The 15,680-nt window shown below is 55.5% G+C and carries 14 protein-coding genes, 1 other RNA gene and 1 pseudogene; 4 read left to right on the forward strand and 12 right to left on the reverse strand.

Features of this window, described 5'->3' with window-relative positions; translation table 11 throughout:
- Positions 1 to 188: 188 nt before the first annotated feature.
- The 3 genes from K2O51_RS33495 to K2O51_RS33505 all read right to left on the reverse strand — a co-directional run bounded on the left by K2O51_RS33495 (position 189) and on the right by K2O51_RS33505 (position 1,510).
- Positions 189 to 566 (reverse strand): hypothetical protein, encoded by a 378-nt coding sequence (locus K2O51_RS33495; RefSeq protein WP_220631936.1) that lies wholly within the window; start codon positions 564 to 566, stop codon positions 189 to 191.
- A gap of 14 nt (positions 567 to 580) precedes the next feature.
- On the reverse strand, positions 581 to 718 hold the full coding sequence (locus tag K2O51_RS33500) for a hypothetical protein (protein ID WP_220631937.1): 138 nt from the start codon (positions 716 to 718) through the stop codon (positions 581 to 583).
- Positions 719 to 1,192: 474 nt separating this feature from the next.
- Positions 1,193 to 1,510: an H-NS histone family protein gene (locus tag K2O51_RS33505; RefSeq protein WP_220631938.1), complete on the reverse strand. Its 318-nt coding sequence runs from the start codon at positions 1,508 to 1,510 to the stop codon at positions 1,193 to 1,195.
- A gap of 1,330 nt (positions 1,511 to 2,840) precedes the next feature.
- On the opposite strand from K2O51_RS33505, the gene K2O51_RS33510 reads away from it, so the two are divergent.
- Genes K2O51_RS33510 through K2O51_RS33525 form a run of 4 tightly spaced genes read left to right on the forward strand, consistent with a single transcriptional unit; the run spans position 2,841 to position 7,728 of the window.
- Complete coding sequence (locus K2O51_RS33510; RefSeq protein WP_220631939.1) at positions 2,841 to 3,686, forward strand: DNA adenine methylase; 846 nt, start codon at positions 2,841 to 2,843, stop codon at positions 3,684 to 3,686.
- Between the two features lie 3 nt (positions 3,687 to 3,689).
- Positions 3,690 to 4,886 (forward strand): metallophosphoesterase family protein, encoded by a 1,197-nt coding sequence (locus K2O51_RS33515; protein WP_220631940.1) that lies wholly within the window; start codon positions 3,690 to 3,692, stop codon positions 4,884 to 4,886.
- Positions 4,883 to 6,787 carry an ORC-CDC6 family AAA ATPase gene (locus tag K2O51_RS33520; protein ID WP_220631941.1) on the forward strand — a complete coding sequence of 635 codons (1,905 nt, stop codon included), beginning with the start codon at positions 4,883 to 4,885 and terminating at the stop codon, positions 6,785 to 6,787. Before K2O51_RS33515 ends, K2O51_RS33520 begins: the two co-directional genes overlap by 4 nt.
- Complete coding sequence (locus tag K2O51_RS33525) at positions 6,784 to 7,728, forward strand: hypothetical protein (protein ID WP_220631942.1); 945 nt, start codon at positions 6,784 to 6,786, stop codon at positions 7,726 to 7,728. The genes K2O51_RS33520 and K2O51_RS33525 overlap by 4 nt, the downstream gene beginning before the upstream one ends.
- 225 nt (positions 7,729 to 7,953) lie before the next feature.
- Here K2O51_RS33525 and K2O51_RS33530 read toward each other — a convergent pair whose 3' ends face one another.
- The 9 genes and pseudogenes from K2O51_RS33530 to K2O51_RS33570 form a co-directional block, all read right to left on the reverse strand.
- Positions 7,954 to 8,172, reverse strand: a complete 219-nt coding sequence (locus K2O51_RS33530) for an IS4/Tn5 family transposase DNA-binding protein (RefSeq protein ID WP_245001987.1) — start codon at positions 8,170 to 8,172, stop codon at positions 7,954 to 7,956.
- 168 nt (positions 8,173 to 8,340) lie between these two features.
- Entirely contained in the window at positions 8,341 to 9,756 is a 1,416-nt protein-coding gene (locus K2O51_RS33535) for an ATP-binding protein (protein WP_220631943.1), read from the reverse strand.
- A 558-nt stretch (positions 9,757 to 10,314) separates the two neighbouring features.
- Positions 10,315 to 10,569 (reverse strand): annotated as a pseudogene (locus K2O51_RS35925) (ISKra4-like element ISBte1 family transposase); the annotation flags it as partial.
- A 309-nt stretch (positions 10,570 to 10,878) separates the two neighbouring features.
- Positions 10,879 to 12,042 carry a DUF4062 domain-containing protein gene (locus tag K2O51_RS33545; RefSeq protein WP_220631944.1) on the reverse strand — a complete coding sequence of 388 codons (1,164 nt, stop codon included), beginning with the start codon at positions 12,040 to 12,042 and terminating at the stop codon, positions 10,879 to 10,881.
- 250 nt (positions 12,043 to 12,292) lie between these two features.
- Positions 12,293 to 12,651: a transfer-messenger RNA gene (gene ssrA, locus K2O51_RS33550) on the reverse strand.
- Between the two features lie 4 nt (positions 12,652 to 12,655).
- The gene (locus K2O51_RS33555) at positions 12,656 to 12,931 is read right to left on the reverse strand and encodes an H-NS histone family protein (protein WP_220631945.1); all 276 of its coding nucleotides are present in this window, start codon (positions 12,929 to 12,931) and stop codon (positions 12,656 to 12,658) included.
- 135 nt (positions 12,932 to 13,066) lie between these two features.
- Entirely contained in the window at positions 13,067 to 13,207 is a 141-nt protein-coding gene (locus K2O51_RS33560; RefSeq protein ID WP_220632334.1) for a hypothetical protein, read from the reverse strand.
- Positions 13,208 to 13,325: 118 nt separating this feature from the next.
- Positions 13,326 to 14,249, reverse strand: coding sequence for a hypothetical protein (locus tag K2O51_RS33565; RefSeq protein WP_220631946.1), 924 nt, complete (start codon positions 14,247 to 14,249; stop codon positions 13,326 to 13,328).
- A gap of 51 nt (positions 14,250 to 14,300) precedes the next feature.
- The gene (locus K2O51_RS33570) at positions 14,301 to 15,608 is read right to left on the reverse strand and encodes a hypothetical protein (protein ID WP_220631947.1); all 1,308 of its coding nucleotides are present in this window, start codon (positions 15,606 to 15,608) and stop codon (positions 14,301 to 14,303) included.
- Positions 15,609 to 15,680 lie beyond the last annotated feature (72 nt).

Genomic DNA, 15,680 nt, shown 5'->3' on the forward strand with positions numbered 1-15,680 from the left:
GCGCGATTGCGGTGATGTGCGAACCGTCAGATTACGGATGGAGCCGTTGCACGGGAACGAAGATGTCGGGATATAGATATGCGTTGCGCCGAATCAGCAGACGAATTCGATGCACGGAATCGCTCGCCGAATTGGACTTGTCCGGTTGCGCACCTTCTTGTTACGCCGGTTGCGCGAGACGACCGGTGCTACGGGAAGCCGGCCATGAACTGGTAGAGGCCGAACGTGGACACAAAGATGCCGGCAATCTCCCACCAGCCGGAATCCGCCACGAGCGACAGACAGAGGCCCAGAACGCCCATGCCCGCCGCCGCAGTTCGCCTTGGGATGGCCACGCCCCATGACCGCCGACCGTCCGGCGCCGCGCTGACCTCCGGCGCGCCCGGCATGCGGGCTGGCAAGTCCCATCGCTCGCCTGCGTAGGTCTGCACGGTCGCTCCGAGCTGAGTGGGGACTTCCAATATTTTCCTATGCAGCCCGGGCGCTGGCTCCCGGATGACGATATTGCCCCGGTCGAAGGCAAACCAGGCTCCGCCTTCCACGCCGATGAATTCGGCCCAGTGCATGGGCGTTTCGCCTGTCAGCTGCCGTCGGCTTGCCCGAATGCGCGAAACCCCGGGGCGTTGTCGACCACGGCGATCCATTCCGCCAGGGGAATGCCATCGGCATCGTCAAACCAATAGGTCCGACGGGTAATGAATATTACGTCCTGATCCATTCGGTTCATCCGGATTGCTTATGGCCCCTACTTGCCTGCCGGAGAACGCATTAGGGACGTCGAAAAGCGATGGAACGAATACATTCTATCTGTATGCACCGAGGATGTGCGCCATCTATGCACAGGCGGAAATCGACTTGGACAAACTACGGGCCGGCTGCATAGCTGCCCCGGTGGTGGGATGTGCCTCTACAGAGCAATACGACGAGCCGTTGTTGTGCGGTCTGTGGCCGTCGCTCAGAAGCATCACGGCCGCCATATCACCACTGACCTTGTTGGCACCGTCCTAACGGGCGCCCTTGCAGAGGGCTGCACTAAGGCCAAACTTTTGCCGCCGGCAACAATGACTTTTCAGCCCTTGAACTAGACTCGCCCGAAGAGATAAGTCTGTCATCCAACTTCGTGCGAAGGTTTGGTATCAGGCGAAGCTCGAAAGCAACCCCTCATCAAGTCCACCCCTGCACGCAGCGCCCGTCACTCCTCTGCAATCAGGAATCGCTTAGGGTTGTCGCCCAGCCAGGCAGGAGCACGACCACGGCCAGACCAAGTTTTTCCAGTCTTCGGGTCCAAGTATTTTGGTGGCAATTCAGCCTTAGCCTTCGTCGGCGTCGCGGCTACGCCGGAGGGTCGACTACGACTCTGCTTTTTTGCGATGTCGTCCGCAGTCAGGTCATACTTTACAACAAGAGTGCGGATTTTCTCGAAGACACCAGGGAGTTCGCTCGCGCGGATTTCCGCCAGTTTTGCTTCCAACGCTTCTTTCTCTGCGATGAGCTGCTCGTAAGTCGCCATTTAAAATATCCATCCTTGTGGGTAGCTCAGATCGTACAGCACTGTCCGAAGCCCGGCGCAGCTCTTGCGCGTTGCCATAGCAGAGCACCGGCGGCGGTAGGGTCAAAGGCGGCGTCAGATCGAAGCACCCGTCGCTTCGGCGCCTTTCAGGGGCAGCCGTAGGGAGCCAATTTCGCCCGGATCCGGGTTCCCGTCCGCCCGCTCAGTCTTTGCCGTCCCCCCACCTCGCGTTCGCACGGCGCCATGCGCTAGGTGGCCAGCAGCTGGCGCGTAAGCGTTCCACATGCTCAAGGCAAGCCGGCCCTATGCAACATGGCTGGGCCACGGTAGCGCACACATAGGGGGCTGTACTAAAACGCTAGGGTTCAGGGGATACACTGGGTCCCCGTCGGGCGGCACACTTCCACGGTGGGACTATGTGGCTCCAGCGCACGCGTTGGGACATGCGTACGCGCTCCGGCCCCTTCAAATTCAACAATGACCGCGGTGGGGCTTGCTATGCGGGTGATGGTCACGCGCGCGCCCCGAAATGTCCACGTAGTTTCAATCTGGTAGGGGCTATTTCGATATGCTTTACGGCGTTGCTTGCTGTTCATATCGAAAACCGCTCAACCGCCTGACGTCCTGCGATCGTTGGCCTCAACCCCCTACGGTAATTGGCCAGCTCCAACTCCGACACAATCAATTCCAGTCCGTGCGTCCTGTTAATAGTGTCTCCGATTCCCAGCATGTCACACCCGCGGGATGTGACCGCCTTGAATAGTCCGCTATGACGTTCGGCTTCGCTCAGGAAGCACCCCTGTGCGATAAGAATAGCGGCGAGCGATCTCGCAATGCTGGGAGGAACGTCCACTTTGCGTGGCCTATCGCAGCGTGGGGCTAGGAATATTCTTCCATCTTCGTCCGCTGCGCCAAAGGGCGTTATTTTGAGGCTGGTCATGAGTTTAGTCCTGGTCGTGCACGAGGTGCCGTTGACTGAGAGCAAATCGGCGCCTCAATGTTCCAGCCTCTCTCATCATTCAGAACCCATCCTTGTGCTCCTCAGCGCCGCCCCTCTGGTCCGACCCGTCTCAGATGCGCCTCCGCGAAGGTGGCCCCTCAGGCCTCAACATGAAGCTGAATGGATTCGTCTACCGCCCTTGACAGGCCGACAGACAGCGATTTTGGCAGTACGGGTCTTATGTTAAATAACCCGGTAGCTCTCCTCCTCCGTCTCATGAGATCCATGCGCTCCCGTGACACATCGATGCAACTGTTATGTATACAAAAAAGCACTTTTCTCAGGGTTAGATGGCGGCTGGCGCACGATGCTAGGTCAGAAATCATTACAATGGCGCACCCGACCAAGAACCTGGCCGAAGGGCCTTCTTCACCTCTACAACCATCAATGGATCCAATTCTTCGGTGGGCAGGAAGCAAGCGCAAAGTGCTGACCACCTTGCGTGGCGTCTCTCCGCCTTCTTTTGAGCGGTATATCGAGCCGTTCGCGGGCTCCGCCGTACTATATTTTGATCTGTTACCTGATGTGGCAGTGCTCGGCGATCTCAATCCCGAGGTTGTCGCCACGTATTCCGCCATTAGAGACTCTGCAAAGGAAGTTTGCGACTACCTTTCCTCTATACCGAAGACGAAAGAAGCATATTACACCCTTCGAGAACTAAAGCCAGAATTATTGACCGAGAGTCAGCGCGCGGCGCGTCTGATTTTCCTGATGAAGGCATGCTTCAATGGCGTCTATCGAACGAACCGGAATGGAAAGTTCAATGTTCCTTTAGGAAGTCATTTCTATGCCCTTCCCTCTGCTGAGGACCTCATATCAGTCTCGAACCAACTGAAAAACACCAAACTAGTGTGCGGCGACTTCGCCACCACCATTGGGGAAGCGCGAGAAGGTGACTTTATATACTTGGACCCCCCATACAGCGATGGCACTAGATTCCGAGGAGAGTATAGCTACAAAGGAGCGTTTCAAGCCCCAGACCTGCAGAGACTTATTAGCATTTGTCGAGAGCTTACCAAGCGACGCGTCAAGATATTGCTTTCCTTTAAAGAGCATGAGGAACTTTCGATAAATTTGAGCGGCTGGACGGTCAAGAAAATAGCTGTCACTCGGAGCGTCGCAGGTTTTACGCATTCACGACGAACTGCCCGCGAAATTCTTGCGTACAATTTTTAATGTATGGAAACCACAAAAAGTCGCGTTCGACTGGCCCTCCTTAGTGACCTGCACGCGTACCACCCCGAGAGTGGAAAAAGTGGAGTTTCTTATCTTCCAACTAGTCCGCGCATCTCTGACCCGGACCCATTCTCAAGTTTAGCGGAACTGATTAATAGAGAGTCTTTGGCGGTTGATCTCGTCATCTGCGCTGGCGATATTTGCGATAAAGCAGATTTTCGAGGCTTTCAATATGCATGGACCAAGCTCCATGATATTGCATCGGCCATGGCGGCGAAAGAACTAATCGCCACGTGTGGAAATCATGATCTGAATTCTCGACATATCGATTCTGCCGAAGACCCAGACCCGAAGGGGTCTCTTCAAACTATACAGCCTCAGTTTCCTTTTGAGTCTGATGACCTGTCTAACCATTTCTGGGCCAGAAATTTTGCAATACTCGAGCCTCTTCCCGGGATCCGCATATTAGTACTCAATACAAGCGCATACCATGGTGGAAGCTCCGGCGAAGAGCAGCATGGCAGAGTGTCGAAGCGGACTATTGAAGCAATTGAAAAAAAATTGCTAGCGATGGAACATGCGGATCTCAATATTCTGCTCTGTCATCATCACGTTCGTCCTCTCAAGGGACTTTGGGGCAACGCACCTGACAGCGAATTCATGCAGAAAGGTGGGGAGCTTCTTAATATGTTGACCAGTACAACCGTATCCCCATGGCTGGTTCTTCATGGACATCGCCATACCCCAAACCTGGAACATTCCAGAGACCCTGATTGCGTAGTTGTCGGTGCATCAAGTTTTTCCGCACAGATTCCTGGGAAGTTGAATCAGTTCCACATCCTCGACGTTGTTGTCGACCACTCCTTACCACAACCACTTGCTGGCACCATCGAAACGTGGAGTTGGACCATAACAGGCGGCTGGCAAAAGCGACCAGCCTATGAGGAGGAAGACGGTTTTCCGCCGCAATGCGGTTTTGGATCGAAGTTCTTGCCCAGAGCAATCTCAGATCAAATCACGGGCCTGTTGAAGGATGGACCAGATTACAAAAGCTGGACTGAAGTACTGCAAGTTGTCCCCGACGTGCAGTTCATGACACCAAAACATTTTTCTCAACTCGAGAAGCTGTTAGCTTCTGCTCAGATAAAGCTACACCGAGATAGCGAAGGGAAATTGACACAAGTGGGGCGTGCCGTATGAAAAATGAGATAGCATCGCCTTTCTTTGGTGCATATAACGCCAGGCATATTAATCCAGAGGAAGTCGCAAGCCAATTTGTCCCTTCCGGGAAATTCTGGGAACTCATTGGATTAAGAAACTCTTTGCTTGTTGGCCCGCGAGGAAGCGGGAAAACGCATCTGCTCAAAATGCTGCAGCCGAAGGCACTCGCCGCTTGGCAAGGGGATGAGGCTGAGAGGGCCCGCAGCAGCATTGACTACTGGGGTGTTTTTACCCCAGCCGACGTTAATTGGAAAATTCAAGTCGATAGTAAAGCTGAAAGCCTTATCGATTTAGACGAGGCGCCGTTCACTAACGCTGTGTTTTTGTCTCACTTTAGAGAGGCTTTTATTACATGTCTTCTGCAAATTACACGAGATCGCCCGCGAAATGATCATGGAGGTGCCTCCACAAAAGTCCATCTTCCTCGAGAAAAGGAGGTGGAACTTTGTATTGCCCTTGCAGAGGTCTGGCGACTTCCTTTGGGTGTACCATCACTAGATGGACTGAAAGTCGCTCTAGTGGAGGAACTTGCTCAACTTGGTTCAACTCGATCACGGAATCAGTTTTCCGAGTATGTGCTCCGACTGCTTAACCTAAATCTTCTCGGTGCAGCCAGGGAAATCTCTGAACGTTTTGTGGCGGTAACTGGTTTGTATACGGCACGTTGGGCACTATGTTTTGACGAATTGGAGATCGCGCCTCAATCGATACAAAAGGACTTATTTCAGTACCTGCGATCAACAGACCAGCGGTTCGTTTTCAAACTAGCAATCAGCCCGTCAAATGACGCATCTGGTCTCCTTAATTCCGAAGGTGCAGCGTCGGCAGGGAACGATTACGATGCAATTCCACTTTGGTATACGGATCAGCGTGAAAGAGAATCATTTTGCCAGCGCCTGTGGGAGAAGCATGCTGCAGGCACGCCTGCTGAGAATTTTCTTCCTCAAACGGTCCTACAACGTTCGAGGTTTCAATACTCCAACCAAGAAATGAGCCACGGGCCCAGACGTTATCACGAGACAAGCCCATGGCGAAACGATTTTCAAGAACTGGAGCGCAAAGATCCTTCCTTTGCCGTTTATTTGCGACGAAATGGAATCAGGACGTCTGCACTTGATGCAACGTCTAGAGATAAGATGAACTCTGTGGTGCGTAAAGTTGCCCCGCTCGTAGGGTTTCGTAATGCTTATTTTGCTGGTGCAAAGAAGGATGGGCCGGGCAATACCTTAGCCAGAAAGGTTCTCAAACGAGCGCCCCCCGAAGTCTTCTCTGGATGGGAGGCGATATGTACGGCAACCGAAGGAAATCCCCGCTGGTTCAGCGGCATAGCTTCGCGGCTACTATTGCGTTGGCGGCAAAGCCCTAGCGGCAAGGCTCTAACACGCGAGCAACAGACACAGGAATTAGAAACTTCCGGGCGAAAGTTCCTTGCTTGGATCAACGCGATACCAGTTGAAAAATCCGATAAAGGGGATGAGACTTTGGGTCTTTATGATCTGATATCCATCATCGCGAAATTTTTTGAGCACAGTGCACTGGGCCATGAGTTTACAGCCGACCCTGTTTTAGCATTTACCGTCGACCAGGGAACTCCGGAGCAAATTCAGAAACTTGTCATGGCTGCTCTAAATATCGGAGCAGTCGTCATATTTAATGACGAGGACGTGAATTACACTCTAGTTTCTCCGATCGGCAAAACGTTTCGTATAGTACATCTTTTGGCCCCTCATTTCAATTTACCAATGAGACGCGGGAAGAGTAGGAAGCTTTCTACGATTTTACGAAAGCAAATAGGGCAGCTCAATAAATTCGGAATTTCCAACGCTATTTCAAATAGCATCGAAGATGGAAGACCTCAACAAATGGGGCTATTCACATGAAGAACCTTCGCCCAAGCTTTAGAAATATAGACCCAGAAACCGAACTAAATGAAAGCTACGATCTGGCTGCATTTGCTTTAGGCTTCGAATCTAGGGCGATTGAATTCTCTTCTCTGCCGCAGATCGCGCAAAGAAAGGCAGTAGCATTTGGTTTCGATCACGGTCAGCAATTAGCGTACGCGGGGAATAAATTACGGTTTGAAGCCATCGGTGCAACCATAATCGAAAATTTATCGGATACCGAATTTGAGCTAGCATTTAGAAAGTCACTATATTCCTTAAGCAAGGATGAATCACGTCATATCTTCGTCGACATATCTTGTTTTAGCCGCTTCCGACTCGCATCCATTGTGCGATCAATATTTGATGCCGCAAGCGACATCAAGTCTCCCTTGACAGTCGATTTCGCATACTCTTTGGCGAGCTTCGAGAAGCCTATTGCCGATCGACGCCCCAATACTGTCGTGGGCCCGGCTCACCCGGCGTTCGCCGGATGGTCGCAAGGAGGGTATAACTCGACGGCGGCCGTGCTCGGCCTAGGATATGAGCAGGATCAAGCGCTAGGAGTTGTAGAGTTCCTACAGGCAGGTGAAGTATGGGCATTTGCACCTACCTCTCCTATTGAGGCGTACCGCCCTGAAGTCGACTGCGCTAACGAGTTATTGCTGTCGGAAATACCAAAGGGTCATGTGTTAGATTATGATATCACCGCTCCGACCTCAATAATTGCATCGTTGGAGTCGGTTGCGCGAGGTCTAAACACGATGCATAGCGTTGTACTGGTGCCTTTTGGGCCCAAGATATTCGTTCTGTGTTCGCTTTTGGTGGCAGCATTAAGAAGCGATATGGCGGTTTGGCGAGTTAGCCAAGGCGCCACCATAAAGCCTCATGATCGAAGAGCGGGCGGTGTTTCCGTGGGATTACGGGCTTCATTTAATTAGGGCTTGCTCCAACACCGCAGGCTTTTGCCTGCGCTCGCGACCACCCCGGTGACCCCCTTTAACAAAAAGCAACCAATCCTGTCGCTGTGCATGCATCCGCTCACCGGACTTGGTGAAAATCAAGCGACCCGGCGCAGTATCGCCTCAGCAGTTCCGGCGGTGAAACGCGCTGTGCGCGAGCAACTAGGTTCCGGCTCGAACGCGCCCGTCAACCGAGCTTTTTTTTTAGGAAAGCCACCACGTACAGCGTGGCGGCGGCATCAAGTCCCGCCAATCGATCTGCTCATTGCCGAGAAACCAATACGCCGCGATGGTTTGCGACCAGTCATCGCATGCGCCGGGGATGCTCGCTGTAGGCAGAGCCGCAAACCGCTTGAGCAACTCCTTGGCGCGCCGATCCCGCCGCGGCTCACCAAGATCCAGACTCTCAAACTCCTCGTCCACCCAGCCCTCGACTCGTTGCTCATTGCTCGCGAAGATCCGAGAGTAGACGCGAGTCTGGCGAAGTTAAAACCCCATTACCTCGAAATTCCCAGCGCCTCAGGCTCCATGCCTAGCTGCGGAGACCGTCCTATTTCCGTATAAGGGATGGGGTTAGTCACATTAGTGAGGCTAGCACCGGTTTGCAGCCGTCGGGCTGATCCAGCGGACGAGAACGCCTCTCTGCTTTTCATCCTCGCGAACGAGGAGTTTCTGATCTCGCATCTTGCCGAATAGGCTCGTGGCTTGCTCCGGATGCTCAAGGGCAAGGAGGTCAAGCGCTTGCCGATTTGTGATGTGTCCGTGCCGATCGACGAACTTGGTGATCACACTGGTCGGATCTTCCTTTGGCTCGCGCTTTAAGGTCACGTATAGGTTCACATCATCATTTTTTAGAATCGGATCGATGAACCCGGCCTGGCGCATGCGCTCGTAGACAGTGTTGATACCCTCTCCCAGATCCTTGTTGGGTGCATCGGGGTACTTCGCAAGCATTCGAACCAGTTTGGGGTTCCTAGAGAAACGCGCATCGCGAATATTGTTGACCGTCACATAGCCTGGCAGGCGGCCGGGACTGCGGAATTCGATTCGATTCCGATAGACGCTAATCAAAACGTTGTCCGAAACGCCATAGTCACGATGAAGGACAGAATTCACAAGGAGTTCGAACAGGGCTTCGTCCGGATACTTCGGTGATTGCAGACCATCCATTGTCCAGCATTGACATCGACCGATGACCTCTTTCAGCGTGTCAAAGGCATGATCAATTTGCCGACGCAAAGGCCCTTCAATGGTATGGCTGTCATCCGTCAACGCATCGCGTTCGATTTCCTCGTCAGCCGAATCGTAGCGAACGATTCTAACCGCGCATTGTCGCGGCATGACCGAGCTGGGGTTGTCGGCAAAGAGCAGGACTAGTGCGACAGTCGGCTGCATGGTCTCGGGAAGAAGGCTCTCTTGTACCGCAAAATTGAACGGATCTTTATCGGTGATCTTCAACGTCGCCAGAAAGCTCCTGAGTTGCTCGCCATCGACAATCTTTTCCGCACGCACCGACGGTAACACGGTGTCCTCTTCCGACGTCACGCCCTTTGCGCGCATAAGATCCGCAATTCTCGCGCCTTTCAAAACTTGGGACTGTGCCCCCCTGCGCAGCAAGACTTCGCCCTTTGCGGTTTCATGGACCTTCTGGCTCTTGCGAATGATGAGTCGGAGCACATAGTCGCGTTTGTAGCCACCCTCCCGGTACAAGAACCTGTGCTCGAAATCGATGCCGGGATTCAGCGAGGATAGGCTCGCAATGACGGCGTTGTAGCTCTCGATCGATTCCGCTCCCTGCCACCGATCGATGGGATTTGGATACTTTTGGGGGTTGGCATCTTCGATGCCGATCACAACGGTTCCCCCTTCTGCGTTGGCAAATGCCACTGCTACATCCTGCACCTGATTTGGCTTGATACGAACTGACTTTCGATCAAAGAAGTCACTCTCCTGCTGTGTGCACAGGTCAATGACTTCCTCGTTCCCGACTCCTACCACAGTGCTCATAGTTTTCTCGTGTTATTTTTGTCTTATTCCTGCTGCGTGCCGTTGCAACGTAGGTGCGATACTTTACTTCGTTCAGGAGATCAAGGCCGAGGATCGAGAGCGCATCTGTTGAGCGGGGGATCACTCGCACCTCCAGTCGGCTTGGCATAAGACCCTAATGCCGGAATCACCGCGGGCTTTGGTGGCGGCAGAACCGGTTCGATCAGTGCCCACAATTCGTCGTGGATGATCGGCGCTCCTCTTTCCTGTTGTCACAACGGACGACGTTATGGTTGACAGTGTACCTAACAGCTCTTTTTGAGACTGCCAGCATAGCCTTACCGCCATTTGCCCGTGTCCAACCCCCGTCTACCGCTCCGAAACTCATGAACGCCGGAGAGAGTCTGGCCTATAGGCGTCTGTGCCGTCTTGCGCAATCACGAAGCGCTTAAAGTTCTCGTCCCGCAGCACGGCGTGCACATCTTACCGGTCTTCGCGCCTAAATACTTGGGCGGCAGGGACGAGGCAGGCTTGGCCGTTCCCTTGGCAGGCAACCGCATCCCCAGCTCGGCGTCAGGTCTTCAGCAGGTTGTGCGCCTGTCGCGGGCGCCAGGCCATCTGCTGCCGTTTGACGAATCGCTTGCTGACCCATCTGATTAACGGCCGACTCGACGAACCCTGAGGCAATGGGCTCTCCATGCCGGTAGCGGTCACCGTAGTTCACGATGAAGTGCCGGTTGTTGCCAGGTAGACAATGAACTCCTCGAGCTTGTCGAGAAGTTTGGCCTCTTCGGGGCTGGTTTTGGGGTCCAGATCCCAGCCCAGGCTTTCCACGCTGCCTACCCTCCCCGCGATCAATGAAGCGATTACACACCAAAGCGCCCTTCAGGAGGGGGCATCGTACGTCTGGTGCGAAATCTGGCGGTTCCGTCCTTCAAACCGGTTGCAATCAGGGACTTGGAAGATCGGCTGGTATGCAGGAAGGAGTAACGGGGAAAGCCTTGCCGCAGGCGGCATTCCGACATGCTAGCGCCAGATTTCGCACCAAAAGTGATGACCCCAACTCGGCCGTCGGATGATCGGCCTTCCTCGGAATAACGCTGACCGAACATCAGACCGCACTAGATTGTCGGCAGGCGCCGCCTACCGAGACTTGCGTTGTCGCCTGAGCGGAACCATCAGGTCCTCGGCAAGACTGGCAGCGTCAAAGCGCAGGGCGCCGCGAGGGCGGTCAACCGTGACCGGAGGCCTTTCCCCGCCGCCCCCAAAACCCATTGTTCCGGAGTTCGGGCTGGCGTCATCTTCGGCCTGCGTCCGCCATCCCAAATGCTCGCTTGCATCGATGCGCGCGGCCAGCGAGACGTGGGTCAGCTTTTGGGTCGGGTCAATGAGTTCCAAAGCCCAATCGGCGTAGGCAATTCCTGCCGTCAGTTGCCGCAGAACGATTTCCTCGATCAATGCGAAGCTCGCGCCGAAGCCACCGTGATTGCGCGGCCCGGGAGGTTCGAGTGACAAGCGCAGCACCAACGCACCTTGCTCATCGAGCTGAATCCTGGCCCCGCCATCCTGTTCAAGATAAAGAGCCGCTCCTACGATGTCCGACTCCATGCCCTTGCTGCTATCGAACAGCCTGGGCTCGCCGAACAGAGCGCGCTGGTGCAGATCGGTGACGAGTTTTGGCTGTTCCAGCGCGGCAGGCCGCAAGATGCGCTGAAGGGGGCCACCCGCAATCGCCAGGTTCAGCATTGGCGACTGGATCGAATGACCGTTTCGGTTGCGGGGCAGGATGCTGATTACGGACTGCGTGAGCGCATTCACATCAAGCGGAGCGGTGGCATGCGCCAGCTGGTAGTCGTGAATTGCCCGCGTCACCAAATCCTTGAGCTCGTCCGGCGTCTTGAAGCCGCGCCGGAAATAGCCCTGCTGCCAGCCCTGTACGTCGGACACAAACTTGGCCTGTTGCGCGTCGCGCGTTACGCCCTCCTGAACAAAAGCGAGGATCGGTTTGGTGTCACGGGCTTCCAGGAATTCTTCATGGGTTGGCGAGACGCCGGACGTCCCCTGCACGTAGCCGTAATGCTCTCCGAGAACCAGCACCACGAGGTCCGCCGAGCGCAGACCCTGCAGACAGGCTATTTGCGGGGAGTTCGGCTGCGCGCCGAAATCTTCCGCCATGACCGGCTCGTGGCGAAGTGTCGTGACAGCAGAGCGGGCGGCCTCGCGGAATGGCTCGAACCCACGGATCAGGGAGCTCACAAAAACCTTCATCTTGCCTCTCACGTTGCTGGGAGTGAATAGCAACAGCATATAGCATGATTGCGTCCCGGGACCCCAAGCGAACGCCGGGCTTTCCAGCCCGGCGACGGCATCCGAAATCCGGCAGCTTCACGCAGACGATTATGGGAAGTCGTTCGCCAGACCTCCAGACCTCCGTCAATGCCTTAGTCCTCTAAGTCGCTGTCGGAGAACGCCGGGTAGAGCAGGCTGTCGCGGCTCGGGCTGTAGCGCGCGCCCTCGCCTGCGCCGTTCTCGGGGTTATCGATGCCAAGCCCTCAAATGAACAAGGGCCCCCGAAGGAGCCCTTGTCAGTAACTTTTCTGTTTCGAGGTCAGTTACAACCCAAGGCGGCTGTTAGGCGGCCAATGCGAACTTTTCGTCGTTAGCATTTACTTCGATTTAGTTTTAACGTCTTCTCTGACGGGTTGCCTCACGACCCTATCTCCCCCTGTCGAAACCAGGTCAGGCCCATCAGAAGCGCACTACCCGTGCAATGTGCTTCTGGTGGACCTGGGCAGAATCGAACCGCCGTCCAGAAGGCCTTCAAGAAGAAGGTTCACAACCATTATCGGGAACCTTGCGGTCCCAACGCTCCAGATTCTACGCCCGCTGCCGGCAGCGTCAAGGCAGTTTGCGTGCGGCTCTACAAGGACCCGACCCGGTAAAACTCCACGCTCTGCCCCGCATTGACCGCGCGTTTGAGCCACGACGGCATCTCGCCCTGCCCGTCCCAGATAAGCCCTTCCGCGTTGCGGTAGCAGACCACAGGCGGCGGCGGTGTGGGCGCTGGCGGGGGCGGTGGGGGCGGCGGTGGCGCGAAGCACCCCGCCGCGTCGAGCTCTTCGAGGGTGAGCCCATAGTCATCCATCTGCGCCTGGATCCAGCGGATCGCGTCCGCCCGCTCAGTGTTTGCTGTCATCGCTGCCGTAACTGCTTTCGTTGCCATCGTCCTGATTCTTGGGTAGCGCCGCCGCCCCCGGCTCGTCGCCCTGTTCTTCGCCCAGCTCATCCTGCTGAGCGCCCTACTGACCGTCGCCCTGCGCTTTCGGCGCGGTCACCGCCGAATGGCCGCCCTTGCGCCGCCTTCCACCACCGCCACCGCCTCGGCTACCGCGAGCCGATCGGCCAGCGCCGCGGCCCGCGCTTCCAGCTTCGCACGGCCCTCCGCCTGCGCTACCGCGGCTCTTGTTGGCACCAGCCGGAAACCCGCATGAATGCTCGGGCCTGCTACCCCGGAAAATTGCATCAAAAGCAAAGGGATACCTAACAATCGGGCTTGCTAGGGATCGCTTCACCGGTAAATTGCATCGAAATCAAGGAGACCCTTTCGCCGGCTGTCCCCTACCGCCAAGGCCCATCTTCAAAAAGCCCTCGTGCGCATGCTCGGCGTGATCAGCATTGAAATTCCGTTTATCGCATGGATGTGCGAGCGGAAGGTACGGCACGACCACTTGTCCACATTGCAATTCGAGGGGGCGGCCGAAGTTCATGATCTGCCGTGTACGGACGCAGACACCAGGAGGCGTACGGACACCCAACATCTGCTTGCCGATGAGTTTCCAGACGTCACCGCCCCAGCTAATGACCTGAACCTTGAATTGGCGGCTGACGGCCTCGACAAGAGCACTAAAGCCTTCAGCGCAGCGGTCGTATGGCTCAAATCGCCCGGTCGAGGGTGTATTGGGCGGGCGGAAGTCGGGCTGGAAATTCAGGAACAATAGCAACTCCGACCCGTCCAGAATCGTGGACGGGACCGCGCCGACGTTGATGTACTTTGTTAGCCCCCGCAACCCCTCGAACCGGGACAGTGGCACGTCCACTGGATGGGGTTTCTTCTTGTCCCGCCGCGGCACGATGGGATACCAATCATGGCCCAAGACAATGGTCAGTCGTCCCTTGCCCTTGTTCTGCTCGTAGGTCTGGAATAGGCCGTGATCCGTCCACGGGCACACACCAAGGCTTAAGCCCACGCCCGTCGCCCGGGTAATTTCACGTAACGCATGGCCACGCTCCACCGGGTCGGCAATGGATGCCTCGACCTCGATGGCTCGTCTGCTGGCTTCCTCGTACTGTTCGAACGTGGCCCGTTCGTAATCCGTGGTCAAACAACCCCAATCACGATTTCGATCGAGATCCCAGTACTCACGGAGCTCGCTGCTGATGGGGCCGACGATGTGCTTGTACGCGTCGGTGATCAACTCGACCTGGTCGCGAGTGTAGAAGGTTCGTTCGTGCATTCTTTCTTGCCTTGAGGCGGCATTGCGTAGCGTAGTTCCGGCCAGCGGCTATCACCGACGAGAACCAGCGCATTGCTCAACCGTGAACGCCCGGGCCATATCCGTTTCTCGAGCCGGAACCGTCCGGTTGCAATGATTTTGTTGTAGAGCTGGGGGCTCGCTTGCATGGTCCCCCCTTTTCCCGGCTTTGCTGCGCAACCAATACTCGAGCGTCTCAAGCGGTGCATCCTCAGACAGCCGGCCGTGGGTAGAACCGATCAAAATATAGCCTTGACCCTCCCTGACCAACTTCTCGAGCTCATTTATGTCGAATGATCCAGCCGTATTGACAAGTGCGATGTGGCTTGGTGGAAGTGCTCTGGTCTTGGCCCTCGCCGTCTTCTTGACTATCCCCCCAGACTTACCCGACTCTCCCCCCTCGATCGGCAGCCGGTAGCCCAACATGAAGAGACTGCATTCAACTTTTCGCAGCTCATCCGCACCAGAACACCAGGTCGCGCCCGAAGTGATGCGCGCTTTCTCGAGTATCCAACTTGCCCTCACGTTAGCCTGCGCCCAAGCGCGCCCGTCGACGGAAAGCTTGTCAAACGTGAAGCCGTTGCCATTGGGGTTTCGGTTTTGGCGACCCCTACCCGCTGACCACAAAAAGGCCAATTCATCGGGTACATGGCCGGGATGCCCAATCGAGACCAAGAATCGCCGGACCAACCAGCAGAGTGCGGCGCCGACACGGCCGTCATAAATGATGATGCCTCGAAGCAGGAGCGAGTAGACCTTCGTGAAACCGGCGTTCATTCTGGCACGCCCAGCCCCGTTTAACACAAAGGAAGAATCGCAAGCGAATATATCGTAGTCGGGTTGCTGTGCTTTCAACTGAAGTATTGCATCATTGAGCGCAAACGGGAGGCGGTGGCCGTGCTTCTGCGCCCACGCGATATTCAGCTCAGCGGCCGGCTTGGGCAAACCCCAATACATCACCTCCCCGATCAATTCGTTGATGGTCATTGGCACAATGGTTCCCCCGTACAACGACTCACGCAAGGCATGCTGAATTCGCAGAAGCTCGATCGCAGTCTCGGCGTAGTCGCGCTTGTTCCAATGATATCGGTCAAAGAGGTCCTGCAGCGTTCTCGCGAGACCCTTGAGGCCGAATTGCTTATGAAAGTTCGCCGGAGCATACGCCCTGGGAAAGCTGTATTCGAAGTGGAGAAGCTCTTCGCCCCGTAGTAGACGACGGAGGTAGTGCACAAATTGGTCAACGAGCGGCAGTTTGAGATATGCGCTCTTCGTATAGTTCTCGCTCGGCTTGTCGGTCGTTCGCATCGGTTTAGCAGGCCTCTGACGCGGCGGTCGGTTCATGGTCCGTGCCCCTTCCTCAACAAACATGAGGCCAGAACCTTTGACCGAGATCAAGGGGGATCGGGCAGCGCC

The sequence above is a fragment of the Cupriavidus pinatubonensis genome (assembly GCF_019602855.1).
Taxonomy (GTDB): Bacteria; Pseudomonadota; Gammaproteobacteria; order Burkholderiales; family Burkholderiaceae; genus Cupriavidus; species Cupriavidus pinatubonensis.